Consider the following 25,667-nt stretch of genomic DNA (forward strand, 5'->3'; position numbering starts at 1 on the left):
AAGGGAATTTTTTTTTGATGGAGATGCCAGCTTAGGTTTGACATGATTAATCCAAAAACACAACATCCTGCGCAGATGTAAGCCTAACGGGCAAGGCTATATAAACAGCCCCATTGTTAATCTAAAAATGTTTTAAAATGGCAAAACAAACTGGAATCATTTCCCTGAAAGGTACGATAGGTAATATCACCTTTTACAAATCAAAAGACGGTACAATGGCCCGTGCAAAAGGCGGGGTTGATGCCAAACGCCTGGCCACAGACCCCGCGTTTGTGCGTACCCGTGAAAACGGATCAGAGTTTGGCCGCGCGGGTAAAGCCGGCAAATTGCTCCGCACCGCGTTCCGCGCACTGCTTTCAAACATTGGCGACAGCCAGGTAACATCGCGCCTCTCCTCCCAAATGCTCAGGGTGATCCAGGCAGATGCCACCAATGCAAGAGGCCAACGCAATGTAATCGACGGAGAAGTGGAGCTGCTGAATGGCTTTGAGTTCAATGCCAACGGGCGACTGGGCGGCACGCTGTATGCGCCTTTCGCAGCCAGTATAGATCGTGGTACAGGCGTGCTTAAAGTGGATATGCCGGCCTTTGTACCGGTGAACCTGCTGGCCAGCCCCGCCGGCGCCACGCATTTTCAAATCACGATTGCCGGCGCTGAGATAGATTTCGAAGCGGAAACGATCGTGAATGCAACGGCAGCCGGTGCCGAAACAGCTATCAGCGCTACTCCCACTGAAGTGATGAACCTGTCTGTTAACCTAACAGCCAACAGTACCAGGCCACTGTTCCTTGCAATGGGCATTGAGTTCTTCCAGAAGGTGAATGGCGTTTCGTATAGCCTCAAAAACGGCGCTTACAACGCCCTGGCCCTGGTGGCCATTTCAGGCATGCCGGCGCCTCCGCCTCCGGCCCCCTGATGTTTGAACCGGGATCAAAAAGATCCCGGTTTTTTTATCTTCAGATCAGCGGGACCCCTTCACTGCATCAACACCTCCCTTCTTCCAAAGTGCGTAATACAGCAACCGCTGCATAACGGCTGAATTATACAGGAGTAGCGGTAGGATTATACCCGAACTGTTTCTTAAAAGCAAAAGAAAAATGGGATAAATTCTCAAAGCCCACTTCAAAATAAACATCCGAAGGCTTTCTCTTTTGTTCTGATATCAGGTAATGCGCCAGTTCCAGGCGCTTTTTTGTAAGCCATTTTTCAGGGGTGTTGTTAAACGCCTTTTTAAAATCCCGTTTAAACGTAGTAAGGCTTCTCCCCGTTAGGTAACCAAACCGGGCCGCAGGCAGGTTAAACATAAAATTCCTTTCCATAAAATCCATCAGGTCTATCTTCCCTGGCTCCTCAAACCATCCCAGCAATTGATCCACGTTTTTATTAATGGCACGCAGCACCCTTACCGCTTCTTCCATCTTAAACGCCGCAAGATCGGGAGGCAGCGCATCCGCCAGTTTAAAGTAAGGCGTGAGTGAATTAAAGAGGCTTTCGAGCAAGGGGTGCTCCCCAAATTCCATTAAACCCGCTGTTTGAAAAACCGGCGGTTCAACCGGGTTAGCCGTATAAAACCGGTGCAATACATCCCGCCTGAAAACAATGGACACCGCGATACAAGGCTTGCCATCCAAAGGCAGTTTGCTCATTCTCCCTAACTGGTTCCGGGGGAATAACACAGTGTCTCCCTCGTAAAAGTTATATTGCCGGTCGGCCGCCGCAACCCTTACTTCCCCCGACATTACCCTTACCAGTGCGGGCTGCGGCAGGATCAATTCACGGCTATAGTGCACTTCCTTTTTGCAGGATATAAATATTTCAGGCACACTGGTTATGGTTAATGCTTCCATCTTACTTAATTTATTGAAATTTACCCTGAAGATGACCGCCCCAAATTTACTTAATGATCTTCAAACGGATAAGGCTTTCGGCGGTAGCCAGTATAGCCTCTCCCGTAGAGCGCGGCGACCACCCTAACAGACGAACGGCCTTTTCATTGCTGGTGTTCAGCACAATGCCCAAAAGTGGAAGAATGGCTTTGATCTTCGGATCTTTTAAACCTGCAATCCGCATGACTATATTAGGTACCTCTTTAACCGGTATCCTATCTGCAAATTCCTGCACATTTTCCTTAAGTATTTTTGCCAGTTCCACCAGCCAGATACTTTCACCCGCGGTGGCAATAAAACGTTGGCCCCCGGCAGCAGGATCGAGCATCGCCCGCAAATGAAGATCGGCCACATCACGTACATCTACATACGAAGAATTTATCTTCGGGCAACCGGAAATTTTTCCTTCCAGCAGTCTTTGAATAAAATAGATGGAATGAGAATAGTCGGTACCCAACACAGGCCCTAAAACACCAACAGGGTTAACCACTGAAAGCTCCAGCCCTCCGCCTTCTTTCCCGATAAAATCCCAGGCAGCCCGCTCTGCCAGCGTTTTTGATTTCTGGTAAGCCGGTACTTTATCACTTATTACTGTCCAGTCTTTTTCTGTAAAAGGATTTGTTTGCGGTTTATGCCCGCAAACAACCGCGCCGATAGCAGAAGTAAGCACCACACGCTTTACACCCGCATCGCGCGAGGCGCGCAATACACGCAATACGCCTTCACGGGCCGGTATGATCATTTCATCTTCGTGCTTATACTCATTCAGGGGAGTTGGCGATGCTACATGTAAAACATAGGTGCAGCCGCTTGCGGCTTCCTTCCAATTCGTATCTGCGCCTAATTCGGCCGCTATAAATGATAGCCGGTCGCCGGCTTCAACACCTCCCTGCCTCAACATATCGCGTACTTCAGACTCCCGTTTCAACGACCTTACGGTGGCCCTCACCTGGAAACCTGCATTCAGCAATTGCAATATACAATGTACGGCAATAAAGCCTGAACCGCCCGTTACGAGCACCATTTTACTACTATTTGAATTTGTTGCCATCTGATAAATAATTTGATGCAACAAAGATCAATGGAATACTGCTGTGCCGTTTTGTTTAAAAGACCAATTTAATATTGTTTAAAGGGCCAGGGTTATTTCATAATACACGGGCTACCTTATTAAGCCGGAGTAAAGCTGTTAATGAAAATTATGTAATATTACAGGAAACGCCCCGTATGCAATTACCTGTTGTACAATACAGACGGCACCGCGTCGCCTATTCAGTCGCAGCAGTGTTTGGCTTCCTTGCTGCATGCCAGGGCTATTACTGGTTAGCAGGCGGACAGGTTGCTTCCTTTTTGGGCTGGATATTTTTGATTGCTGGCCTGATCGCATGCTGCGGTTGTGGCTGGACTGCCATTCGAAATTCCCTGGTACTGGAACTGAATCGGGAAGGTATCATGTATAAAAAGGACCTTTACGGTTGGAATACCCTGCGCAGTTATGCCATAAGGAAAGAGATTGGTGAAAGCAGCTTATTCACTTACCTGGTATTATACTTTAATGATAGCAGAAACCCATTGGAAATCCAGCTGGATTGGCTGGATAACAGCGAGTCCGTTCCGGAAAAAATGGAGGCTTACGCAAAATACTTCCATATTGGGTTTGACGGAGTGATAAGGAAAGAAGTATGAATCCGGCTGAAATACAGCGGCCTCGGATTCCAGGGTATATGCTTATGTTGTCAATAATGTTCTTTCGCCGGATTATCCTTCGCCCCCGCCCCCATTCTGGCAATGCAATTGTTTTCATCATCACAAAAAAATACTCACTACTAGGTATTTTTTCCTAAAGCAGTTATACCTAGCTTTATCTAACACCTCCCTATTAACCCGATAATCTGCAAACAGTAAGAACAGGCGCTTCCGAAGACGACATTAACTGGAAAGATATTTACCAGGAACTACTCCGGAAATACAGCTGGAAGATGCCTGCGGAAATTAAAAAGGAACTGTCTGTAGCGGTGAAGTAAACGTATAATTTATATTTCTTCAAAGTGCATTTCTTGAAACGGTTTTTGTAGATTCGTACCTTGACACACGAAAAACCTAATGAAGAAAGTACTGTTTTTGCTGTTACTGGTGCACAAGGGATGGGCCCAGCCGGTAACCCGTACATCCCGGCCCTCTGCCGATAGCCTGTCTGTATACAACCCGCAGCTCCGTCCGCATGAAATGAAACAGGACCTGCAGTTGTTCCTCGATATCCGTAAAAAAGCCAACTCGGGCCTGTATCGCTACAGAAGTCCAAAGCAGATCGACAGCATTTACCAATGGGCCTTTAAAGAGATACGCCGGCCTATGTCTGCCATCTCCTTTTATAAGATCATTTTACAGCTAACCGATTTTGAAGGAAGCTGTCATAACTATACAGAACCGGAAGCCGGTCTTGTTGGCTATTTAAACCGGCAGCGTGGTTTCTTTCCCTATGCCTTAAAGTACATAGAAGGTAATATCATTTTCAATAGCCCGTCTGCACCAATTCCCGTAGGGTCGCAGGTATTGGGGATCAATGGCGTTTCCCAAAAGGAGCTGATGACGTCTTTTTACAAATACATCACAACAGATGGTTTTATACAAACACAGAAACTCTCAAACAGCGTAAATGGAAGTTATGGGCTACGTTACCTGTATGAATATGGCATTAAAGACAGTTTTGCCATCCGCTTCATTCCTCCCGGTACTACCGTTCCACAAACAGTGACCGTACCGGCAGTATCGCTGGAAGAGCAAAAAGCTAATTTGAAACAGCGCTATAGCGCGCCGGTCGACAGCGTGATCGATTACAAGCTGCAGCCCAAATACAGCTTCAGGATGCTGAATCCCTCCACCGGCTTATTAAACCTCCGGATATTCACCATGGCCACCGGGGCAGATGACCCCGCCTTTGCGGTATATGTAGCGTTTATTGACAGCGTATTCCAGGCCCTCAGCCATAATAATGTACCCAACCTGGTCCTGGACATCCGCAGCAATCCCGGTGGCAGTGACCCTACTTTTGAACAACCTATGATGTACCTCACAGATTCCAGCTTTAAGGAAAATACACTGGCATACAGCATCTTTGATAACGGGGTTCCGTATGAACAGTATTTCTGGGGCATATCTACCGCAGTAAGGATGGATTCAGCATCCAAAGCCGAAGGAAAGAAAATGCTGAAGGACTATTTCCCTGCATTGCATAATGGCAGGAATTTACAGAACCCGTTTTATAACCCGGTATACTATCCGAAGCAACCGGGATATAAAGGAAAACTGTACCTGCTCATTGATGAAAACGTGGCATCTGCCGCCTCCCACCTGGCTTCCCTGGTAAAGGCCTACGCCCGCAATGTTACCATTGTGGGAGTGGAAACCGTTGGAGGATATTACGGGCACAACGGGCATATGGCTTTAATATATGAGCTGCCCCATTCAAAAATAAAAACGAAATTCTCTATTGTGTATGTAAACCAGGATGCGCCCGTAAAACCGGATCAGCCGGAAGGCAGGGGCATCATCCCGGATCATACGGTTTGGCCTACCTTCAACGATTTTATGCAACAGAAAGACACGCAAATGGAATATGTGCTCCGGCTGATCAGTGGATAGTACTTTTATAACTTGTTGAGATAATCCATATACGGGGCTATACTATTTTCAATCCACTCCCGGGTACTGTTCAGCTCAATACCATAATAAACGTATAAAGACCTGTAATCGGCTCTGATATAATTGAATGTTAGTTCAAACGGAGCCGTCAGTTCTTTGAGCGTATATTTATACATCCCTTGCGAGGAATAACCTTCTTCATCTATTCCTGCTGAAATAACCAAACCTATTTTTTTATCTCCTGCCTTGTATCCGCTTTTACTTCCATAAGCCCAGCCATAGGTCAGCACCTCATCAAACCACTTTTTCAATAACGGCGGGGAACTAAACCAATAGAAGGGAAACTGAAATACAATTTTATCGTATTGCTCTATCAATCGCTGTTCTGCCGGTACATCAATTTTTTCATCGGGATAGACCTTATACAACTGATGAATGTGATATTTTTCCGGATACCTGCTCAATTCCTCCACCCATCTTTTATTGATTACCGAGCTCTCCATATCAGGGTGGACAACAATTACCAACGTTTTCATATCTCCTTGTTTAAACTGAATGATGGCTCAAAAGTAAATGGCAAAACACTAATTTTGCATACTGGCAACCCATTGTACGGTACTATAAAAAATGTAAGTATGGCAAGAATAAAAGAAACCTCCACCAATTATGCGAACAAGCAGGCTTTAGCGAATGAGTGCCCGGAGGTATACGCTTCCAACATCATTGGTGGCCAATGGGCATTAGCTATCTGCTGCTACCTGGTAAACGGGAAACAACGGTTTGGAGAACTGAAAAAGTGTTTGCCCAACATCACAGAACGGATGCTCACCCTGCAACTGCGAAAACTGGAGGAAAGCAAAGTAGTAAAAAGGACCGTCTATGCCGAAGTGCCGCTTCGTGTTGAGTACGAGCTAACAACTATCGGGTATGAATTACGATCGATTATCCGGGAACTTGGGAAGTGGGGAGAGAAGCATAAGGCGCTTTAATTTATTTGTCAATCTTCGGGGCCTTGCCACATCGCATAATAATTGCACAAAACGCCACTGTATAGTTTGAAATAACCGCCCTGCCCTGCTATACCACTGTGATTTACATTTCCCTGATTTTTATATGTATATATTTAAAAATAAATTATTTATTGCTGAAATTGATATTACGCCGTCAATTATATAAACTTGCATTTTGAAATTATATACATTAATCAACTATAACCTACAACAATAATTTACTGTGGTAACTATTAGCAGCTTTGAGGAATACAAATCTTTTGAGGGACAGATATTAGGTGTTTCCAGCTGGCACAGGATCAGCCAGGAGCAGATCAATAAATTTGCTGACGCCACATTGGATCATCAATGGATACACGTAGATCAGGAGCGGGCAAAAAACGAAGGCCCCTTTAAATCAACTATTGCACATGGTTATCTGACGCTGGCGCTAATCCCCTACCTGTGGAAACAGATTGCGGATGTAAGAAATGTAAAGATGGAGATCAATTACGGGATCGAAAACTTCAAGTTCGGTCAGCCCGTATTGGTCGATAACGAGATCCAGTTACAGGCTAAAGTAAAATCAATAACAAACCTCAGGGGAACTGTGAAAGCCGTGATCGAGGCGGTTTTACAGCTCAAAGACAACCCCAAGCCCGTATATACAGGAGACGTTATATTCCTGTATCATTTCAATTAACAGCATCAAATTAATATGGGTTAACCTGAAAGCTACAGGAGCGTTCACTATTTATTTCCAACGAACCTGTTCAATTCATTGCGGGTTTTAGTCATCTCTGACTATTCATAAATAGGTCCTGCCTGCAATCAGCGCGTCTGTATTGCCGTACCTCACGGCAACGGACAGGCGGCGCAATGCCCCACCTTATGATTTTTTTTCCCCTGATGGCGGTATCCTTCTGTAAGGGTGTCTTATTCCTGAGGGATCCTGACCGTTCCATTGACCCGATTACGTGAACTGATACATACCTACAGGATCAACCTGGTAGCAGCATCTGTCATATAGCACCCGTGAAGTACCCGTCGGCGCCCCGCCGGATGAGCTCCGCTTGTTCATGCTAATCAATAAATACGTGTTATGAAAAAACAAACCCTTTCCATGTTCTGTTGTCTGCTTGTAATGGCCGCCTGCCGGCAGCCGCAAACAAACGATCTCGCCGCAATCGACAACAAAAAATTATCCGTAGCCCTGCTGGCCGTACCCGACTATGCCACGGTTACCCTTACCAACGTTAAAAGTGGCAAATACCTGGAAACAGGTGGCAGCCCTACACTTAATGAGAAGTTTAAAGACAATGCGCAACTGCAGCAGTGGCAATTCTCCGGCCCGGCCGGCCAGATGGATAACTGGCAGAAATGGCATATCATCTACAGGACCACTTCCAACGGCGTGAAGTATTATCACATCCGGAACCTATACAGTGGTAAGCTGCTGGATGTTCCCTCCGGTTCTGCTAACAGCGGCACTATCCTGCAACAATATGCCGCATTCCCCCTCCCCGCCGATCAGCAGCTCTGGCGCATGCAGGACCTCGGTAACGGGCAGTACAAGATATACAATAAAGGCAATGGGCTGGCATTATCGGTACAGGACGGCTCTACGGCAAATGGTGCAAAGGTGATCCAGGAAACTGATGTAACCGATACCAGGCAGCAGTGGACCGTTAGCTCCATTGAGGCAGACACCTGGCGCGATGATGAAGTGGTGCGCTTCTTTCATCGCAACAGCGCCAGCCTTGGTTCCGCTGCATTCGATCAGGGCAATACAATACCGCTAACCTGGAGTGGCAACAACGGTAAAGTGTTGTGGGTAACACAGGATGCCTGGGACGGCTCCCAGGTGCAACCCAACGGCATGTTCAACTGCGGCGCGGTTCACAGTTACAGCAACTCCGTGCTTATCCAGCCTTCGAAAACAAACTGGAACCCTAACGACGCGCCGAATATGACAATCACTACCAGCACTTCCGGCAAGCCAAAGCAGATCTTCAATATTCAACCCGGTACAGCCTGGACCTGGTCCGGTCCGGGCATCGAAATCGGTGACAAAGTGTATGTGCAATGCGGGGAAGGCAATGACCTTAACGCAACGGGACAGTCGCTCTACCGGCTAACGCAAAGCACCGGCACACAGTGGGTCTCTGAACGCTTCGTACCAAATGGCTTCGCCGGCACACCTGTGATCAATTATTCCACGGGCATGGTGAAGCCGGGCGACGGATATGTATATGCATTCGGCAGCGAAGGCATCAGCTTCAATTATGAAAGCTATATCCACGTTGCACGTTTCCCGGAAAATAATCCGCTGCAATGGGAGTATTTTAACGGCAGCAGCTGGACGAACAGCCCCAGCCCCGGCTCAGCGGCGAAGGTAACAACCGGTAAAGGCACCAACAGCATAGCATACCTCAATGGCAAGTATATTCACATGACGATGGACCAGGGTTTCAACTGCGAAACAATCAGGAACATCTATATCTCTACTTCCAGTTCACCTACCGGACCGTTCACCACACCAGTGAAAGTATATACGATCCAGGAATACTTTAAAGGGCAATACGCACGGTACTATACCCCTGTTGTGCATCCGGAGTTCAACAACGGCCGGCAGGAGCTGCTGCTGACATACTGCCTCAATTTTTCCGGCTGCAAATTGGAAAGCTGTGAAGGAGCCTGGCTGGATCCATACTATTACCGCGTGAAAGGGATCAGGGTACCCTACGCAAAAATCGGGTTGTAAGAAGGGCACTAACCTGAATGTATAAACGATTGGGGGCTCCGGCCCCTTTTTTATGTCTTAAATATCTATGACTGATTAAAAAATCAACTTCTGATATGAATAGTAACTTTGAAACAGGCAGTGAAAAAATAAGTGAAGAAGATATTCAGTCATTTGAAAAATCATTAAATATACAATTACCGGAAGCTTTCAGGATTGGGGTGGGAATTTATTATGTATCAATTTAAAAATAAATTATATATTTATACTCTATTTAGATGAAGGTGCAGGAAGTATACATTTTTTAACACGGGGTTCGATAATCTTATAGAAGCCCTGGAACAATGCGAAGATGAAGAGTAAATTTATAGCGATATTATTATTGTTTGCCACCGGCAACTGTTTCGCCCAACAAGCTGATAGTATCCGGCAGCAGCAATTCCTGGCGTTATTAAAGAAAGCGGCTATTACGCTGAGAAATGAAAAGGCAGATGAGAAAAAGCTGAAGAAGGCAGAAGCCACCATGAAGGCGACGCAGGATATTTATTACAAGCGGCGCGACAGCCTTCTGCAAGCCGACGATAGTCCCCAGCCGGTGTATAATGCCAATAGCACTGACCTGGGCGCCATTGTAACGGCAGATCTCATGGCAAAAGAAGATACATCAAAGGAACATAAAAACTACCTTGACGCACTGTTAACCTATAATACCCTTACCATTATTTATATCTTCGGGAAAGAGACAGATCAGGATACCTATCTGCTGCTGGCAAAGAAAATGAACTATGAGGGGAAGGATTATGAACAGTATCTGCAGTCGTTTTCCTATAACAACAAAACGAAAGACGCCTATACGAAGGTGATCAAAAAGTCCCTGCTGGATTTTGCAAAGGAAGAAGCGAAAAAAAGGTCTGATTATTAACAGATCTGATTAAAACGGTAACAGCAATGTAACCCGTCGTTTAATGACCGTTATTTCAGTCAATAATAAATGAAATGACCGAAATAACGGTCATTTCATTTACCTCCCTTTACTGCTCCATACACCAATCCAATAGTGCCGGGTACAGCTCATCTATTTTTTTACGGGGCTGCGCCTTACGCAGCTTTACCAGGCAGTTGGTAAATTCCTGCATTTTTGTAAATCCCCGCTGTTTGCTCATCACGCCATTCACGTCTGCATAAATTTCCTTCAGGATGGCAGGATCATTCTTATACACATCTTCACAATACAATACAAAAACCCCAAACGTCATATACTCATTGAATACCTTCACCGGCGTAGGATAATAGGCTGTACCTTCTATAGTGGTATCTACCCACTTACTCCGGTTCTTCAACGCTTCATTGATCCTTTTTTCGAATTGCTCACCTGGCTTGCGCACATAATTGTGGTCTATTTCGGTGAACATGCCCCTGGTATTAAATGCCTCGGTATATTTTGCAGACCATGCATCATTGTGATCAATGGGTGGCAATATCATCTGTATCAGCTCAAAGCCTTTTTTCTTAAACGACAGCGTATAGTTAAGCCCATTGATCAGGGGTGAACAAAGGATCTGGTAGCTATTGATATGGGTATTAAAATTAGCTTCCAGCCATTTCCATTGTTTATCGAGGTTGGCGTTTTTCTTATAATCGGAAATGATACCCTGGTAATAAGCGGCATGCGCTGCATAAAACGCACGGAAACCCGATTTCCTCGCAAAATCTTCAATACTTGCTTTATAAGTGGTGATGGGATTTATAGTGATCCTGGTACCGGCCACTTCATCGGCAGGCAACAGGAAAACATTATTGGGCAACAGCCGGTCCTTATCAAAATAATATGCAATGGCGTTCCCGGTTAAAAAAACATAATGCAGGGGGCTTTCCCGCAGCAGGGAATCGAAAATGGCAATAACCGGTTCCTTTTCATAGGCCGCAAATTGCTTCAGCACATCCTGGTAATAAGGCCCCTTTAACTGTACCATGTCATCGTTCCCCAGGCCTGTTTGGGTGATGGCCACCATAATATGAATCAGTTCCTTTACCTCGTTGATCTCAATCTTTGATTTTCCATCGTTTTCCTTTTTAAAAGCGGCGGAAAAATTCACATCTCCGTCCTGTGCAAATAAAAAAGCAGGGATAATTGCCAGCAGGGCAGCTAAAATTGTTCTTTTCATATGGGTTATGTCTGTTCGGTTTTCTGCTACATACGGTTGGCAAGCATCCTGCCTGGCTTTGGAGGCCAATACAGCATGCTTTACAGGCAAACGGGATACCGGCAATTTGCAGGATTCAAACTACAGCACCAGGTCAGTAGACACGGTCCGCAACCGGGACCGCAAAATACAAACAAATCTGAAAATCCCGGATGAACTTAGATTATCAAGTATAAAAAATCCAAACCGGCTACCTGGTTGTCTTTCTTATAGTATTGGGACTTAATGTTTTTTCAATCCAGGGGCCTCAAAGTTTGAGGCTTGTAACATTCTTTGCCCCTATCTGCAACAACTGAGCCCCCTGTTTAAAAAAACATCTCAGTAGATTTACAACATTCCACTAAGAGAAAGATTTCCGTTATGAAAACACGACTGCTCTCACTAACCTGCAGAGGGCCTTCCCTATGCAAGGCCTTACTGTCCGACCCTCCGGCCCTGCCTCCCGAAAAATGGCTGCTCTATTTTTGGAGGCAGGACGGCCAAATATCATCCATAAAGTAAACCGGGATTCTGTTTGTGCTATACAACAGCACTATGAGAGCTAACGGCTACGGCCATACGTGATTTTTATGAGCATCTGGATGGAAGGAACAACTACCACATTATTGTTCTTCAAAAAACCAAACGCATCGATGGCACTGCACCTGAATTGATGAATATATTACCTGAAAACCCAATAACAAACCGCTTGATGGCTGAGTGCATAGCTCAACCGGCCTTTTCAACTTTACCTTATCCGAATTGAATTACTTCAACTACTTAAACAACTCAAAACGCATGAAAACAAAATTACCAGCACCATTTAAACAAAGGGGTTTACTTTCTTTGGTTTCCGGATCCTGTATGTCCACCAGGATATTCCCCCTGTTCCGGCGAAAGCCCCTTGCCTTTTCCTGTTTACTTCTTGCAATTATTATGTTTCAGGGCTATCAACTGCAGGCCCAAACCACAGGCTATGTATGGAAGCATGCACCTGTTGGTGGTGGCGGATTTGTGACCGGAATCGTTACCCACAAAACATCCGGCGACAGGTACTGCCGCACAGATGTAGGCGGAGCCTACCGCTGGGATGCAGCAAACAATAAATGGATTCAACTGCTCGACTGGCTTAACGAGTCTGAAAATGGGTTTATTGGAGTGGAAGCTTTGGCGCTGGATCCTCAGAACGCCAATAATATTTATATGCTCTGCGGAACCTCCTATATAAACAACGGAAGAACGGCTATACTGAAATCTACAGACAAAGGAAATACTTTCACTTATACAGATGTTACCTCCAAATTCAAAGCACATGGAAATGGATACGGACGCGGGAACGGGGAACGTCTTGCAGTAGATCCCAAAAACAGTAACATATTATTCTGCGGAACCAGGGCCAACGGGCTATGGAAGAGTACAGACGCCGGCGTTACCTGGAACCTTGCCTGGAACGGCGTAACTACTACTCCCAACGAGAACGGGATATGTTTTGTACTTTATGATCCATCAGGTAACGTTGTGGGCGGAGCATCTCAAACCATATACATAGGCGTTTCCCGCACCGGAAGCGCGAATATTTACAAGAGCACAGACGGAGGAGCCACCTTTACTCCCATTTCTGCAACCACCAGCTTTATGCCACACCGGGCAGCGCTGCAGGGAACCACCATGTATGTTACCTATTCGGATGATGCCGGTCCTCAATCCAGTAACGGAGATGGAAAGCTGTATAAGCTCAACACAGCAACCGGCGTATGGACAAACGTTACTCCCGTTCACTCAAAGGATTATTCATACGGAGGAGTAAGTATAGACCCCACTAATGTTAACCGGGTAATCGTTTCTACCTGCGGCATGTATTGGAACAACCAGTTTGGTACCGGCTGGGGCGACTTCATTTTCCTCTCTACCGATGGTGGATCATCCTGGACGCTTAAAAACGGTACAAACGCCACCTATGATAGTAACGGCATAGGATGGTCTGCCGGGGGTGCGGTCAACTGGATGGACTGTATCGAGTTTGACCAGGCCAATCTTTCAAAAGTGCGGGTAATAGGCGGTGGCGGAGTCTATACCTGTTCCGATATTACAGCTGCCAATCCTTCATGGAAATACGATGTGATCGGGATTGAAGAAACAGCATTGCTTGACGGGATAAGTATTCCCGGAGGGCCTTTTATTTCTTCCTTCGGAGATGTAACAGGTTTTGTACATGAGCCGCTAACCGCTTATCCGTCAAAAAAACTTAGTCCGGCAGATAATAATAACCAAAGCGTCGCTTATGCTGCAGGCAATACCAATAAAGTTGTAAGAGCCTCCAACGGCGGAAATGTTGTTTACTATTCGAACGACAAAGGCGCTACCTGGACAGGCGCCTCCACCAACATGGGTACAGGAGGAAGGGTGGCCATCAGCGCCGACGGAGGAACCATACTGCATTGCCCCGGAGGTTCAACGACCACCTACTATACAGCTAACAACGGAGCCAGCTGGGCGGCCTGTTCAGGCGTATCCCTCGGAGACGCTGCCCCGGTTGCCGACCAGGTAAATTCAAACTATTTTTATATTTATAATCCTACCAACGGGCAAATGCTGAGAAGCTCCAATAAAGGAGCCAGCTTTTCAGTAGCAGGCACACCAGGCGCGTCAACCGCCAATCATCCGTGGGAACCAGCCCTCATCCGGACCGCACCGGGCCTTGAAGGTCATATATGGGTACCTCTTGGCCTCAATGGATTAAAATATTCAACCAACTACGGGGCCACCTATACGGCTGTTTCAAATGTAACTTATTGTAAAACCGTGGGAATAGGAAAGGCAATGCCCGGATCCGGCTATCCCACTGTTTTCATCTGGGGAACAGTATCAGGTATAACCGGTCTTTTCAGATCAACAGACCAGGGTGCCAGCTGGACCAGGATAAACGATGACGCCCATGAATTTGCAGGCGCCCCATTACTGGTCGGCGACATGAACGTTGCCGGAAGGGTATATATGAGCGCCGGCGGAGGAAGAGGCTTAATTTATTGGGAACCCGCTGCCTGTACACCTACTGCCATTACCCCGTATGTACAGATCAACGGCGGAACATGGCAGCAAACAGCCAATGCTTCTTTAGCTGCAGGCGGCAGCGTACAGTTTGGCCCCCAGCCTACGCAGGGTGGCTCATGGAGCTGGAGCGGGCCGAATAATTTCAGCGCCGCTACAAGGGAAGTATTCATTTCAAATATCCAGGCCAACCAGGCAGGGAACTATGTGGCTACTTACACCAACAGCGGAGGATGTCAAAGCACACAAACGTTTAACGTTTCCGTGACAGGCTCCATTCTGAGAGAATCCTGGACAGGGATCAGCGGAACAACTATCAGCAGCCTGACCTCCAATTCCAATTATCCAAACAATCCCACAGCCAGAAACCAGATCACCAGCCTGGAAGGCCCCACCAACTCAGCGGATAACTATGGAACCAGGATCCGTGGATATATCCATCCCCCTGCAAGCGGAAGCTACACTTTCTGGGTAGCAGGAGATGATAACACGGAATTATACCTCAGCACCAGCGATAACCCGGCTAACAGCCCAAGGATAGCGTATGTGGATGCGTGGACCAATTCCAGGGAATGGAATAAGTACAGCACACAGCAATCCGCCTCCATTAACCTGACCGCCGGGCAGAAATACTATATTGAAGTGCTTCATAAGGAAGGCAGCGGCGGAGATAATGTTGCTGTAGCCTGGCAGGGCCCCGGTATTTCGCAACAGGTGATCGCAGGGAGCTATCTCTCTCCCTTCGTTCCGGGAACAGGCGGTACCTTGGCTGCTGCCAAACTATCATCAAACGTCAGCGCTGATGAAGATGCTGTTAGCCTGTATCCGAATCCCTCCAATACGGGAAGGTTTACAATGCTTCTTTCCGAAGTTCCGGAAAATGCACTCATAAGAATTTATGATAACCAGGGCAGGATGCGCTACGAAAAGAAAACTCAAGGGAATAAAAAGATAGAAATCGATTCACAGCTTGACGCAGGGTTCTACATTATCACGATAGAATCGAAAAAATTTAGTTTCACTAAGAAACTGGTCGTTAACTGACAAACTTTTCGCCAGTTATGGGGAATGCTTCCAATGAAGCATTCCTTTTTCTTTTTCACTATTTCCGGATATGGTTTCTGGATCGACAAAGATCATTCTTTCAATGCAGAATGCAGGGCAGGAAGGATACATATCAGATGCCATTTACAATACAATCGTAGTTTTTACAGGCGGCAAAGCCGGGCATCGATTCGCTCCAATACATTTCCAACGCCAGCGGCGAAGGACAGCTGTTTAATAAGACGATCATTTTCCCAACAAACCAGTGTAACTATTAAAAAGCGCCGATATTATACGAAAAAAAGGGATCCTATCCCTTATGTTAAAGCAAACCGGAGAACAAACCATCCTCTATCCATTGTGAACTTGCACTATATATAAATTTTACCGGGATGCAGCTCCAGGTCATCTGTATGCACGAAGAGGATATCGGAAAAACTCCAATGAATTTGAGATCGAATTTAATTTGTTATCAAAGATCAACAAATACCTTATTGATTTTAAAATCGGAGATAGTGAAAACGAGGTGTTGATCACGTAATGGGTGGTTCTCCGGAGAGATACGAATTAACTAAACAACTGAGCCATTCCTCATTTTCAAGACTATTGCAGTGTCTTTCCTGGCCAAGAAACCAGACTTACAGACAACGGCTTCAAAAGGTATATAGCTGTGGTCAACGTTTTGTCAAACGACAATCCCGCACTTACCGTCTCAGCAAAAATATCAGAAGTCATTTTTTCCCGACAGCTATCATCAAAATAATAGATTATAGGAATGAGGATGGAAAAGTTTTTCGATCTGGTTGCTCCAGGGAAAATATTCCTCCATTTTACTGCATCAAATACTTTCACTTTGCTGACAAACTCTTCTTTAAGTGCGGAAGGAAAGTTTTTTGAAAAGATTATTTCCCTTTCTCTGATTCCATTCGTATAAGAAAGAATAAACGATACTGTAAAAGACTTACATTGCTGCTGTAGCTCTTTGGGAACTTGTATATCATTGACGATCTTTTTTGTAATAGTGTCATACTCAGCCTTATACGCATTTACATCTTGCGTAAACCCTGCAATACTAAAGAATAATAAAGACACCAACAGCAAAAAACATTGTTTCATGGGAAATCAGATTTGTATTTAGTTACATTTTGTTCCAGATTGACCGCGCTTGTATGCTTTATTTTTATCAATGATACTCTGCGCCCCAGTCGGGCTTGTTCTGACCAAATTCAACCATGAATAGGATTCATGGAGACCGCCCTAAGCCAGTGCCTTTGCATCATCAGCGCTGATTGATGGATACACTTCTCTTATCCCTGCTGCCATCTCATCGACATAGAGGAGTCCCATTTCATTGTGATCTTCCATCAAGGGATTAACATTTAATGCCTTGAAGTAGGCATGAAGAACTTCGTGCATTATAGTAGCTGCTATATACTCTTTTGAGGCAGTCGCAAGCTGAGGTGTATTTAATGTAATACGCAGGTTTTTATACTCTCCCGATATTGATCCATAACCTTCATCAGCATCTCTGGTATCATGCAGGTTCGCCTCAGTGAAGTCTATATTCAGTTTATCGGACTTGCCAAAAGTATTCTTTAATATCCGGCTAATAGTATTTTGTAGCGTTTTTGATTGAACTTCATTTAAGACAGTGCTAAAACAAGGAGTAGTAAATAGATTGTTAACAGAAGTCACGCTTGAGGGAGACCCTCCACCACTCCCACTTCCCGGTTTTCTTTTTTGCATGAATTTAAGAGTCCCAAAAGAAGTAAAACCAGGAGAAAATGAGAAACAGATAATTTATTTTTCATAGAAAAACTTATGAGACACAAGCTAATCCTAAATAATATATCTGCCATTAAACATGTTTAATAAATCAAATTGGTAGGCTATATAACCCAAATAGTTAATGTTATCCGAAGGCAAGATTCTCGTTGTATTATATAAAATGGCAATGTGGTGGCGCATGACACGACTGTCTGGGGCTAGGCTGGAGGGTAATTGGCGGCGTTATAATAGGAGAGCTGGATAAAAATAAGCGTAAAGAGTAATTTAGGTGCCGAATACGTAAGGAACTGATAAAATCAATGAAACCTTCCCGTTACGCTTTATCTGAATAACTCTTTAATCGTGGCCATCGGAAGGAACATTCTTTTACTGTCAGGCAGGCGGATGAACCCATAGTTTTCATAAAATATGCGGGCTTCTTCATCCAACGGGTCCACCACAACTGCGATGGCGCCCACTACGTTGGATGTTTCATAACTCTTTTTTAACGCATCCAGGAGCAACAATTTGCCGAAGCCTTGTCTGGCAAATTGCCCGTCAATAGCAAGTCTACCCAACAGTATGACGGGAAGATCCTTATACGTTGGTAGTTTCTTTTTGGTCGTTTCAGGAAGTGATTCCCTTTTAATTGCGTCACTGGAAAGGGTGTAATATCCTTTTATAACACCATCCTCCCCTTCCAGCACAAAGCAAGCAGCCACTTTCCTACCAACGTCCTGCTTGGCCTGCGTATGCAAATAAGTATCCAGTGATGGCTTACCGCAACAGAACAGTGCTTTTTTGTGCCGCGAATCCAGGACTACAATCGAACGTTTCATTTTTCTTTCATTTGCTTTTTATATAGCGCTGCTGCATCTTTTAGCTTCTTATTGGGCTTACCGGGATTCAGAAGTGCATCGAAAAATATTTCCTGATCCCGTTTAGAAGCCAGAATAGCATTGTGCTGCTCTATTATTTTTTCTGCATGGCTTTTCACGGAAAACAGCACAAAATCAGTAAGCGTTTTGTAGCCTTCCAAGTCTGCCGCATGTTCGAAATACCGCTTTAGCTCCACCGATAGTCTGATGTCAAACCGTGTCATTTCTACAGATTTCATTGTTTTAAAAAGATTTAAAGGTTAAAATATCTCACATAAATGTACGGAAAACAACCGTACAATGGACAAAATTATCCTTTAAACCTTCAAATGATTAATTTTCAACCAATTACACTAAATGTTCTACTTTAAAACAAAGTGTTTATTTTATACAGCGCTAAGAGATAAACATAACCCTACTTGTTCTCTTTGTTATCTCTATTCGGGCAGCAGTTTATCCAGGCATTCTGACATCTTTCGCTTTGTCGGTTTTGTAATAATTAAACAAGATTTCTTCGTTTTCATACTTAAGTTTCAATAATTCATAAATCTATACTCACGCAGATCCTTTCGAGAATGATATAGTTTATATCATTCCGACAGATAGTTACATTCTCCACTAACACACAAGGGAAGCCAATAATAATGGCAGGCGTAAGCTAATTCTCTACCCTCTGAGATATACATGGCTCAGGAACATTAAGGTAGCGCCTATATTACACATCTTAAATCCGCCAGGTACCATTACTATACCCGGAATTAATTATTTAATGCAGAAAAGCTGCTTCCTGACATAAAAGACCGTTAACGCCTTATGAAAATAAAAGGAGGCTGACCCCAGAAGGTCAGCCTCCTTTACTCTTAAAAACATCATTACTGTTTCACTACTTTCATCGTCTTACTTTGAGGGCCCTGGCTGATATTGATATAATAAATACCTGGTTTCAGATTTCCACCAACCTGGTAATACACACCGGCATTTATTTTTGCAGAATAAATAATGCTGCCATTGTTGTTGATAATGGTAAGCAGCGTTGGTGCTTTCGAGTCTGACGTCATTCTTACATTAAACACGTTACCGGAAGGATTCGGATATACATCCGTTGTGAAATCCAGTTTACCACCGCTGCTTAATTTATTGCCGGCTACTGCGATCGTATTTTGATTTTGATTTATACTTTGCAGGGAATCCGCCGGTGTTAAGTTCCGTACTTCGATACCGGCAATTGAACCACTGTAAGGATCATACAATCCTGTTTTAGGATAAAAGATCACCTGTATCAGACCCGAGGCGTTTGCTGTTGCCCTGATGGTCCGTATAACAGCGGTATTCAACCTGTTGCCTGCGGCCTGATAAATATTAAAGTCTATAAGGCTATCCAGTCCATTAGTAGCCTTTATGCTGAATATCCTTTTATTTTTATCCGACTCATTCGGCTCAACAAAGTGCATGCGGATAGCATACGTTGTATTGGGAGTGAGCCCGCGCAGGTAATAACGCATCTGGGTGTTATTACTTTTGAACACGCGTATATACTCGTATACCTGCCGGGGAGCGGGATCGGTTACATACGACAGATCTACAGGCGAACTTACTCTTTGTATCCAGGTATACCCTGCATGCCAGAGTTTATCAGTTCCGGTAGGCCCTTCCGGAACATACTGCGCAAAGGTGGTATTGGCATACGGACCGGGAGGAGTTTGCGTGGTGCCTGCGTTTATGCCATAAACCGCCGACTTATTTGTTTTTAAAACTTCTATACAATAGTCATCCACCCATGTTGTGCCGAATCCTACCTTGGATACCCAATAAGTAAGCCCTGTTGCACTATCAGGCACATTGATGGTATCTCTTATCTGCGCCCAGTTTTCCCGGTATGCTACTACATTGTCTATCTGTTTCTGATAAGCGGTACCGGTAGCTGCACCAAGACTATCTACAAAACCAACACCGTATCCAGACCACCATGGATAACCCGTAGCGTCTCTTTCTATTTTTACCCATTGGCTGAATACAATGACACTGCCGCCTCTTACAGGTATGGAGTCTTTTATGTTCAAAGAAGTGTTTGCTGTAGTGAAACCAAGCGTAACGGCTTTATCGCCGGAATGGCCTTTCCCGCTAACGGTGTACACATCGCCTGTTGTAGGAATACGCTCTTTATAAGCTATCCAGTTAATAAGGCCACTTTCAAAACCGTAATTGGGTATTCCTCCGCATGAATCAAACGGCACCACGGTTACCGGCAAAGCAGCGGAAACCCCTGAGCCATCTTGTGTATTCACGTTAATGGTAACAGCGCCCTGTTTAATGGCAGTGACAAGACCTGTGCTGTCAACCGTAGCAAAGGTGGTATTGGAACTGCTCCAGGTTACTTTTTTTATGGAGGTATTAGCCGGCAGGAAAGTAACTTTTACCCGCAGCGTATCCCTTTCCCCGATAATGGCGGTGGGTGGTTGCAAACTAATACCGGTGGCCAGTACATTGGCTACATGAATATTGGCCTGTGCTGCAATAGCCGGGTTATCAGCCGAAGCGGCGGTTATTACCACATCGCCTTGCCTGATACCGCTGATAGTGCCATTGCTGCTTATTTTGGCCACAGTGGTATCTGAAGATGTCCATACCACCCCTTTATTGCTGGCTTTTGCCGGGTTGATGGTAGCATTGAGTTGTAACGTTGATCCTACAAATACATTGGCTGAAGTGCTGTCCAGTGTTAAGGATGTAACAGGTACATAGATAACCGTATAGGTTTTCACCGCTGTAAAACTACTTTCTGCAGATGTAGCGGTGATAGTAACCGTGCCGGCGCTTTTTCCTGTTACCACACCGCTCAGGTCTACAGTAGCGATAGCATCGTTGGAAGATCTGTACACCAGGTTCCGGTTGGTGGCATTTGCCGGTGTGGTGGTCAGTTTCAGCGTGTCTTTATAACTTACATAAAGATTACTGCTGTCTGAATGAATGCTGATCCCCTGGAGCGGGATAATACTTACCTCGAGGGCGGCTACAGAAGCCATGTTAGGATCGTTGACGTCCATCTTGGGTATGAAGTTTACCGTTATTACACCGGCGTTATCTGCTTTTGCCTCAAGGGTGCGTGTAATTACGGTGTTCAGCTTATTGCCGGCCGCCTGGTAAATGTTGAAGTTAATGAGGCTGTCGCCGCTGGTCTTCACACTAAACAACCGCTTGGCTTTGTCAGCATCCTTTGGCTCAACAAAGTGCAGGCGCACCGAATAGTTGGCATTAGGAATCAGGTTGCGGAAAAAGTAACGCATCTGGCTCGCCGAATTTTTGCTGATGCGCATATATTCATATACCTGTCGCGGAGCAGGCGCTGTTACCTGGCTCAGGTCCATCGTTGCCGTGTTACGAACGCTCCAGGTATACCCTGCATGCCATAGTTTATCGGTTCCGGCGGGGCCTTCGGGTATGTATTGGCCAACCGCTGTATTCTCAAGTGGCGTTGCCGGGCTTCCTGTTGTTGCCGTTGTACCCGCATTGATAGCTGTTACAATGGTGTTTATGATCAGCTGCACGGTTCTGGCAGGGCCTCCGTCTGCAGGGGAAATGGTGAGAGAGGTAGTTCCAAGTTTTAAGCCGGTCACCACGCCATTGGCATCCACTTTTGCGATGGTACTATCCGCCACAGACCAGTTCAGCGTTTTATTGGTGGTATTTGAAGGCGCAGGTACAGCAACAATCTGCTTGGGCGTATTCATGGTACCATACACCACGCTGTCTATCACAATACCAGTGGATATAGTGGGTGGAACAACGACGATCTGTCTTGTATCCGTTTTTCCTCCATCAACTGATGTAACGGTAATAGTAGCAGTACCTGCATTGATGCCGCTCACCTTCCCTACCTGGTCTACTTTAGCGATGGCAGTATCCGAAGAGCTCCAGATAACAGAAGGATTGGTGGGATACGTGGGAGTGAGCTTTGCGTTCAGCTTCACGGAGAATCCTTTTACAATAGTATCTGATGCAGGATTAATTATTGTCACCGATTGAACAGGACCGGCTACCGGCGATCCGAAAAAGATACCATTCCCGCTGATGGCAAGAAACATTCTTCCTTTATTGTCTGCCGTAATATTCTGCACCACGCCTGGTACCCTGTCTAAGATAGTGGTCCAGGTGCGGCCTGTATCATCTGAGCGGAAGGCGCCGTAGGTAATGCCATTGATAGGAAGGGTCTGGGCGGTGGCATATAAAGCCAGGTGCGCATTGGCAGTAGTGTCCGACATGGCCGCAGCGATCCATTTGGGCTTGAAACTTTCGCCACCTACCTTACTGAATGTTTTACCGGTGTCTGATGTATGATAAAGGGCAGCGTATTGAGGATAGGTGTCATCGTAAAATGCGATCCATACATCCCCTGTTTTTCCTGGCGTTGCTTCAATGTTGGAAGTTGTGGCATAAGAAGAGCCGTTGGGATTGCTGCCGGCGTTTGCAGTAAGACCAGTAGCGGCTGTTTTCTGGAACGACTTTCCTCCATTGGTGCTTACATAAAAAGAACCGCGGTCCCAGATATAGAAATAATCGCCGTTCACCTTGTCGGCTATGAGATGGTTTTGCCCGGGATACAGGTTGAACTGTGGGCCTGCGGGTAAGATCCCGGAAACAGCGCCGGTGGATTTGGTCCACGTGGCGCCCAGGTCTTCCGACCAGTAAACGTTACCGGGAGCTTCATTAGCATCTATCTGGGTGAGCCAGAGGATATTCCTTCGATCAGCAGATACGGCTACACGTCCACGCAAACCGGGCGATTTTGGAAAAAGGGTGTATGTATCACCACCATCGGTAGAGTAACCCGCACGCGATGCCTCGATCCTGTTAGCTGCCGGGCCGTCGCAACCTACCCGCACTACAAAGTTGGGATCGGTATACTGGAAAGCCACTCCCTGCATATTGAACGCAGAGAAGATACTGTAGTGCAGTGCAGTGCCGGAAACAGCGCCCTGGTACAACGGCTCTGTAAGAGAGCGGTGATGGGCGCCTCCCACATCTGCAGTAGCAGTGAGCAACAGGTTCTTGCCGCTTGGAGGTGCTGCCATAGGGCCTGTTACCACTATTTCTTCCAGGCCTACTACGCGGATCTTCCAGTTGGAAACAGGGTCAAAGATATTATCTGTGGAAAGCACGTCCAGCATATCGTTGATCCATATACGATTCGGGTAAAAAGGATCCCAGGTAAAAGCAGCAGCATTATGCCCCGGTGAATTATAATATAACCCGTCATTCGCCGAGTGCGGCGCTTCTGAATTATCGCGGGTGATCTTTCCCTGCGTATAGGAGCCGGGGGCGCCTCCCTGTCTTGAAATGTAATAAGGATCCTTTTGCCAGCTGCCACGGGTGCTTACAACAATATCATTTGAATTGGCGGGATTTACCGCCACTTTGGAGAAGTACCTGTCACTATTAACCGGATCGGGATCTAAAGTTACCGGAGAAACATCCTGCCAGCTGCCGCTCTTATACTTGTAAACGCCTTTCTTTTGATTGTCGGTTCCGGCAGATACGTACAGGGTTCCATCTGCATGGATCACTGCCCGGATAGGATACTGGGGACTGTTGTTCATCAGTGTAAAAGAAGCACCGCCGTCTTCTGATACCCAAACGCCTGTAGACCTGCCGATATAAATGCGCCTGGTAACATTCTGGCCGTTCACAGCAATGGTACCGGAACTTTGGTCGAACAGAATAAAGGCACAGGAGCCGGGCATAGTAATGGCGCTTACCTGGGTCCAGCTGGCGCCGGCATTATCGGTTTTTAAGGCGCCATTCTGGTCGGTAACCACCCATACCGTATTACTGTTGGAGGGATCCACCTGTATACGATCTCCGTATGCCTGCGTACTGTTGGGGTGCACTACAATGGGAACTTGCAGGTCTGTCCAGGAATCACCCCTGTCGGTACTTTTCATAATAGTGCCTACCGAGCTTGAACCTTTGCCGGGCGCTGGACCGGCGCCGTTTTCTACGGTAGCATAAAGAATATTGCCGGTGCTGTCGCTGGGATCTACACAAATACTGCCGCAACGCTGGTTAACTTCCCAGTTCCAGTAGTTGACCGGTATTTTTTTAAATAGCATTAAATGCTCCCATTTCTGTAGGCTCTTATTCCAACGGTAGGGAGTGCCTACATCCGTGGTGATGAAATAAAGATCAGGCACCTTTGGATGCGCTACAAAGGAGGGCAGTGAACCAGAGCCTCCTATCCGGACCTGGTTCCAGGTATAGGTTTGCGCACGTACTTCCCGCGAAGCGGTCAGATAGAAAATTGTTAGTAGTAAAGTGTAAAAAATCTTTTGCATGTTCATAGTGGAATTATTGAGGATTGTTAAAATATCCTGTATAGTTATTGGTCTGCGGCCGGATATGACACTATTCAGATGCCCGGGCAAAAAAACGATAGCCCCGGATATCGCTGCTGCGTATATAGAGTAATTGGTTGATAAATAAGTAATACGTTTGTGAGAGACAGACTACGTAGCGGGAATAAAAAAATATTTTAAGTGTCGTTTTGAGAGAGAGAACTGACGCCGGTATACGTGTAACATACATCCGGACGTCAGTCTGAATAAACAGGTTAAGCCTCCAATGCGATCCTTATCGCCTGCTCAACCGGGCTGCAAGGCCCTGTTCCGTAAATATCAAATCCGTTTCTGATCAACAGCGGTGGTTGCGCCATAAACTTAGGCGCCAAACCGCGATGCCGCTGCGCTGCATGAACCAGGAACGGATGACAGAGATATACCGTTCCTGCCTTACCGGTGGCCAGCGCTTCCTCTTTTTCAGGCAATTCCGGTAACCGTTTGGCCAGCTCCATGAACGATAGCCCCTCCTCTCCTTCCGGCCTCAACAGTCTGGCAACATCCAGGTGTGAGCCTTTCAGTATCCTGGTTGGAGCATCCTGCTCACCGACATCTGAAAATAAGAACAGCATCAGCAAGCCGCGGCCCTTTGAATGTACATTGATCCGCGCTGCAAAAAAATCATTGGGATCAGCACCGGCAAAACCGGCGTCCACATGCCAGCCGGTATCCCCTGAATCAACATCTGACGGAAAGCGAACCGGGAAAGCGCCCATGCTCATACAGGGTATCCATCTTTCTTTACCTACCAGCTGGGCAAATGCGTTGTGAAGTATATCGGTGTTCGCAGCTTTAATAAAAGGTTCCTGTGTATACATGCCCAACCAGACAACTGGTTTGGTCCATGTGCTGCTGTCGGCAGGATTGGCCGGAATATCCTTCCATAGGATATTTCTTGCTTCGGTGGCAAGATCTGCAGAAAACGCATTGTCAATACGGACAAAGCCATCAGTAATAAATGATTGTATTTCCCGTGGGTTTAAGATCTCGTGCATAGTGTTTAATATAATAATTCAGACAATAAAGATTCAGTGCCCCTGGGGGGCATTAGTCTTACGACTTGAAAAATTATATTATAACATCACGGTCATCCTCAT

19 protein-coding genes are annotated in these 25,667 nt (G+C 45.9%); 9 read left to right on the forward strand and 10 right to left on the reverse strand.

What is annotated here, in order from left to right; all coding sequences use genetic code 11:
- Positions 1–137 precede the first annotated feature (137 nt).
- Positions 138–917, forward strand: a complete 780-nt coding sequence (locus tag ABIE50_RS20850) for a hypothetical protein (RefSeq protein ID WP_209858237.1) — start codon at positions 138–140, stop codon at positions 915–917.
- Between the two features lie 124 nt (positions 918–1,041).
- On the opposite strand, the gene ABIE50_RS20855 is transcribed toward ABIE50_RS20850, so the two are convergent.
- Positions 1,042–1,848, reverse strand: a complete 807-nt coding sequence (locus ABIE50_RS20855) for a helix-turn-helix domain-containing protein (protein WP_209858238.1) — start codon at positions 1,846–1,848, stop codon at positions 1,042–1,044.
- 46 nt (positions 1,849–1,894) lie between these two features.
- Positions 1,895–2,938 carry an SDR family oxidoreductase gene (locus tag ABIE50_RS20860; RefSeq protein ID WP_209858239.1) on the reverse strand — a complete coding sequence of 348 codons (1,044 nt, stop codon included), beginning with the start codon at positions 2,936–2,938 and terminating at the stop codon, positions 1,895–1,897.
- A 176-nt stretch (positions 2,939–3,114) separates the two neighbouring features.
- Between ABIE50_RS20860 and ABIE50_RS20865 the strand changes: the two genes are divergently transcribed.
- Both ABIE50_RS20865 and ABIE50_RS20870 read left to right on the forward strand, forming a co-directional pair.
- A complete protein-coding gene (locus tag ABIE50_RS20865) occupies positions 3,115–3,573 on the forward strand; it encodes a hypothetical protein (protein WP_209858240.1) in 459 nt (152 codons plus the stop codon).
- A 417-nt stretch (positions 3,574–3,990) separates the two neighbouring features.
- Positions 3,991–5,529: a S41 family peptidase gene (locus ABIE50_RS20870; protein ID WP_209858241.1), complete on the forward strand. Its 1,539-nt coding sequence runs from the start codon at positions 3,991–3,993 to the stop codon at positions 5,527–5,529.
- Between the two features lie 5 nt (positions 5,530–5,534).
- Here the strand turns inward: ABIE50_RS20870 and ABIE50_RS20875 are convergent, their stop codons facing one another.
- Positions 5,535–6,065 carry an NAD(P)H-dependent oxidoreductase gene (locus tag ABIE50_RS20875; protein ID WP_209858242.1) on the reverse strand — a complete coding sequence of 177 codons (531 nt, stop codon included), beginning with the start codon at positions 6,063–6,065 and terminating at the stop codon, positions 5,535–5,537.
- Between the two features lie 99 nt (positions 6,066–6,164).
- Here ABIE50_RS20875 and ABIE50_RS20880 point away from each other — a divergent pair, with 99 nt between their 5' ends.
- The 5 genes from ABIE50_RS20880 to ABIE50_RS20900 all read left to right on the forward strand — a co-directional run bounded on the left by ABIE50_RS20880 (position 6,165) and on the right by ABIE50_RS20900 (position 10,183).
- Positions 6,165–6,518 carry a winged helix-turn-helix transcriptional regulator gene (locus tag ABIE50_RS20880; RefSeq protein WP_209858243.1) on the forward strand — a complete coding sequence of 118 codons (354 nt, stop codon included), beginning with the start codon at positions 6,165–6,167 and terminating at the stop codon, positions 6,516–6,518.
- A 244-nt stretch (positions 6,519–6,762) separates the two neighbouring features.
- Positions 6,763–7,221, forward strand: a complete 459-nt coding sequence (locus ABIE50_RS20885; RefSeq protein WP_142687416.1) for a MaoC family dehydratase — start codon at positions 6,763–6,765, stop codon at positions 7,219–7,221.
- Positions 7,222–7,620: 399 nt separating this feature from the next.
- On the forward strand, positions 7,621–9,282 hold the full coding sequence (locus ABIE50_RS20890) for a DUF5005 domain-containing protein (protein WP_209858244.1): 1,662 nt from the start codon (positions 7,621–7,623) through the stop codon (positions 9,280–9,282).
- 95 nt (positions 9,283–9,377) lie between these two features.
- On the forward strand, positions 9,378–9,509 hold the full coding sequence (locus ABIE50_RS20895; RefSeq protein ID WP_142687418.1) for an SMI1/KNR4 family protein: 132 nt from the start codon (positions 9,378–9,380) through the stop codon (positions 9,507–9,509).
- A 104-nt stretch (positions 9,510–9,613) separates the two neighbouring features.
- A complete protein-coding gene (locus ABIE50_RS20900; RefSeq protein WP_209858245.1) occupies positions 9,614–10,183 on the forward strand; it encodes a hypothetical protein in 570 nt (189 codons plus the stop codon).
- Positions 10,184–10,292: 109 nt separating this feature from the next.
- On the opposite strand, the gene ABIE50_RS20905 is transcribed toward ABIE50_RS20900, so the two are convergent.
- Entirely contained in the window at positions 10,293–11,426 is a 1,134-nt protein-coding gene (locus ABIE50_RS20905) for a DUF4932 domain-containing protein (protein ID WP_209858247.1), read from the reverse strand.
- 954 nt (positions 11,427–12,380) lie between these two features.
- Between ABIE50_RS20905 and ABIE50_RS20910 the strand changes: the two genes are divergently transcribed.
- Positions 12,381–15,536: a T9SS type A sorting domain-containing protein gene (locus ABIE50_RS20910; protein WP_209858256.1), complete on the forward strand. Its 3,156-nt coding sequence runs from the start codon at positions 12,381–12,383 to the stop codon at positions 15,534–15,536.
- Between the two features lie 603 nt (positions 15,537–16,139).
- On the opposite strand, the gene ABIE50_RS20915 is transcribed toward ABIE50_RS20910, so the two are convergent.
- The 6 genes from ABIE50_RS20915 to ABIE50_RS20940 form a co-directional block, all read right to left on the reverse strand.
- Positions 16,140–16,652, reverse strand: coding sequence for a hypothetical protein (locus tag ABIE50_RS20915; RefSeq protein ID WP_209858258.1), 513 nt, complete (start codon positions 16,650–16,652; stop codon positions 16,140–16,142).
- Positions 16,653–16,793: 141 nt separating this feature from the next.
- On the reverse strand, positions 16,794–17,282 hold the full coding sequence (locus ABIE50_RS20920) for a hypothetical protein (RefSeq protein ID WP_209858260.1): 489 nt from the start codon (positions 17,280–17,282) through the stop codon (positions 16,794–16,796).
- A gap of 362 nt (positions 17,283–17,644) precedes the next feature.
- Positions 17,645–18,142: a GNAT family N-acetyltransferase gene (locus ABIE50_RS20925; protein ID WP_209858262.1), complete on the reverse strand. Its 498-nt coding sequence runs from the start codon at positions 18,140–18,142 to the stop codon at positions 17,645–17,647.
- Entirely contained in the window at positions 18,139–18,420 is a 282-nt protein-coding gene (locus tag ABIE50_RS20930) for a type II toxin-antitoxin system TacA family antitoxin (protein WP_209858272.1), read from the reverse strand. The genes ABIE50_RS20925 and ABIE50_RS20930 overlap by 4 nt, the downstream gene beginning before the upstream one ends.
- 633 nt (positions 18,421–19,053) lie before the next feature.
- Entirely contained in the window at positions 19,054–24,510 is a 5,457-nt protein-coding gene (locus tag ABIE50_RS20935) for an Ig-like domain-containing protein (RefSeq protein ID WP_209858274.1), read from the reverse strand.
- A 275-nt stretch (positions 24,511–24,785) separates the two neighbouring features.
- Positions 24,786–25,565 carry a phytanoyl-CoA dioxygenase family protein gene (locus ABIE50_RS20940; RefSeq protein WP_209858276.1) on the reverse strand — a complete coding sequence of 260 codons (780 nt, stop codon included), beginning with the start codon at positions 25,563–25,565 and terminating at the stop codon, positions 24,786–24,788.
- Positions 25,566–25,667: the final 102 nt, after the last annotated feature.

It is taken from the genome of Chitinophaga sp. OAE865 (assembly GCF_040546735.1).
In the GTDB taxonomy this organism is placed as follows: Bacteria; Bacteroidota; Bacteroidia; order Chitinophagales; family Chitinophagaceae; genus Chitinophaga; species Chitinophaga polysaccharea_A.

Coding starts and splice junctions, on each gene's coding strand:
- ABIE50_RS20870 (WP_209858241.1), top strand. CDS start 3,991: ATGAAGAAAGTACTGTTTTTGCTGTTACTGGTGCACAAGGGATGGGCC.
- ABIE50_RS20935 (WP_209858274.1), bottom strand. CDS start 24,510: ATGCAAAAGATTTTTTACACTTTACTACTAACAATTTTCTATCTGACC.
- ABIE50_RS20915 (WP_209858258.1), bottom strand. CDS start 16,652: ATGAAACAATGTTTTTTGCTGTTGGTGTCTTTATTATTCTTTAGTATT.
- ABIE50_RS20865 (WP_209858240.1), top strand. CDS start 3,115: ATGCAATTACCTGTTGTACAATACAGACGGCACCGCGTCGCCTATTCA.
- ABIE50_RS20930 (WP_209858272.1), bottom strand. CDS start 18,420: ATGAAATCTGTAGAAATGACACGGTTTGACATCAGACTATCGGTGGAG.
- ABIE50_RS20910 (WP_209858256.1), top strand. CDS start 12,381: ATGTTTCAGGGCTATCAACTGCAGGCCCAAACCACAGGCTATGTATGG.
- ABIE50_RS20880 (WP_209858243.1), top strand. CDS start 6,165: ATGGCAAGAATAAAAGAAACCTCCACCAATTATGCGAACAAGCAGGCT.
- ABIE50_RS20905 (WP_209858247.1), bottom strand. CDS start 11,426: ATGAAAAGAACAATTTTAGCTGCCCTGCTGGCAATTATCCCTGCTTTT.
- ABIE50_RS20940 (WP_209858276.1), bottom strand. CDS start 25,565: ATGCACGAGATCTTAAACCCACGGGAAATACAATCATTTATTACTGAT.
- ABIE50_RS20875 (WP_209858242.1), bottom strand. CDS start 6,065: ATGAAAACGTTGGTAATTGTTGTCCACCCTGATATGGAGAGCTCGGTA.
- ABIE50_RS20890 (WP_209858244.1), top strand. CDS start 7,621: ATGAAAAAACAAACCCTTTCCATGTTCTGTTGTCTGCTTGTAATGGCC.
- ABIE50_RS20850 (WP_209858237.1), top strand. CDS start 138: ATGGCAAAACAAACTGGAATCATTTCCCTGAAAGGTACGATAGGTAAT.
- ABIE50_RS20860 (WP_209858239.1), bottom strand. CDS start 2,938: ATGGCAACAAATTCAAATAGTAGTAAAATGGTGCTCGTAACGGGCGGT.
- ABIE50_RS20895 (WP_142687418.1), top strand. CDS start 9,378: ATGAATAGTAACTTTGAAACAGGCAGTGAAAAAATAAGTGAAGAAGAT.
- ABIE50_RS20925 (WP_209858262.1), bottom strand. CDS start 18,142: ATGAAACGTTCGATTGTAGTCCTGGATTCGCGGCACAAAAAAGCACTG.
- ABIE50_RS20920 (WP_209858260.1), bottom strand. CDS start 17,282: ATGCAAAAAAGAAAACCGGGAAGTGGGAGTGGTGGAGGGTCTCCCTCA.
- ABIE50_RS20855 (WP_209858238.1), bottom strand. CDS start 1,848: ATGGAAGCATTAACCATAACCAGTGTGCCTGAAATATTTATATCCTGC.
- ABIE50_RS20900 (WP_209858245.1), top strand. CDS start 9,614: ATGAAGAGTAAATTTATAGCGATATTATTATTGTTTGCCACCGGCAAC.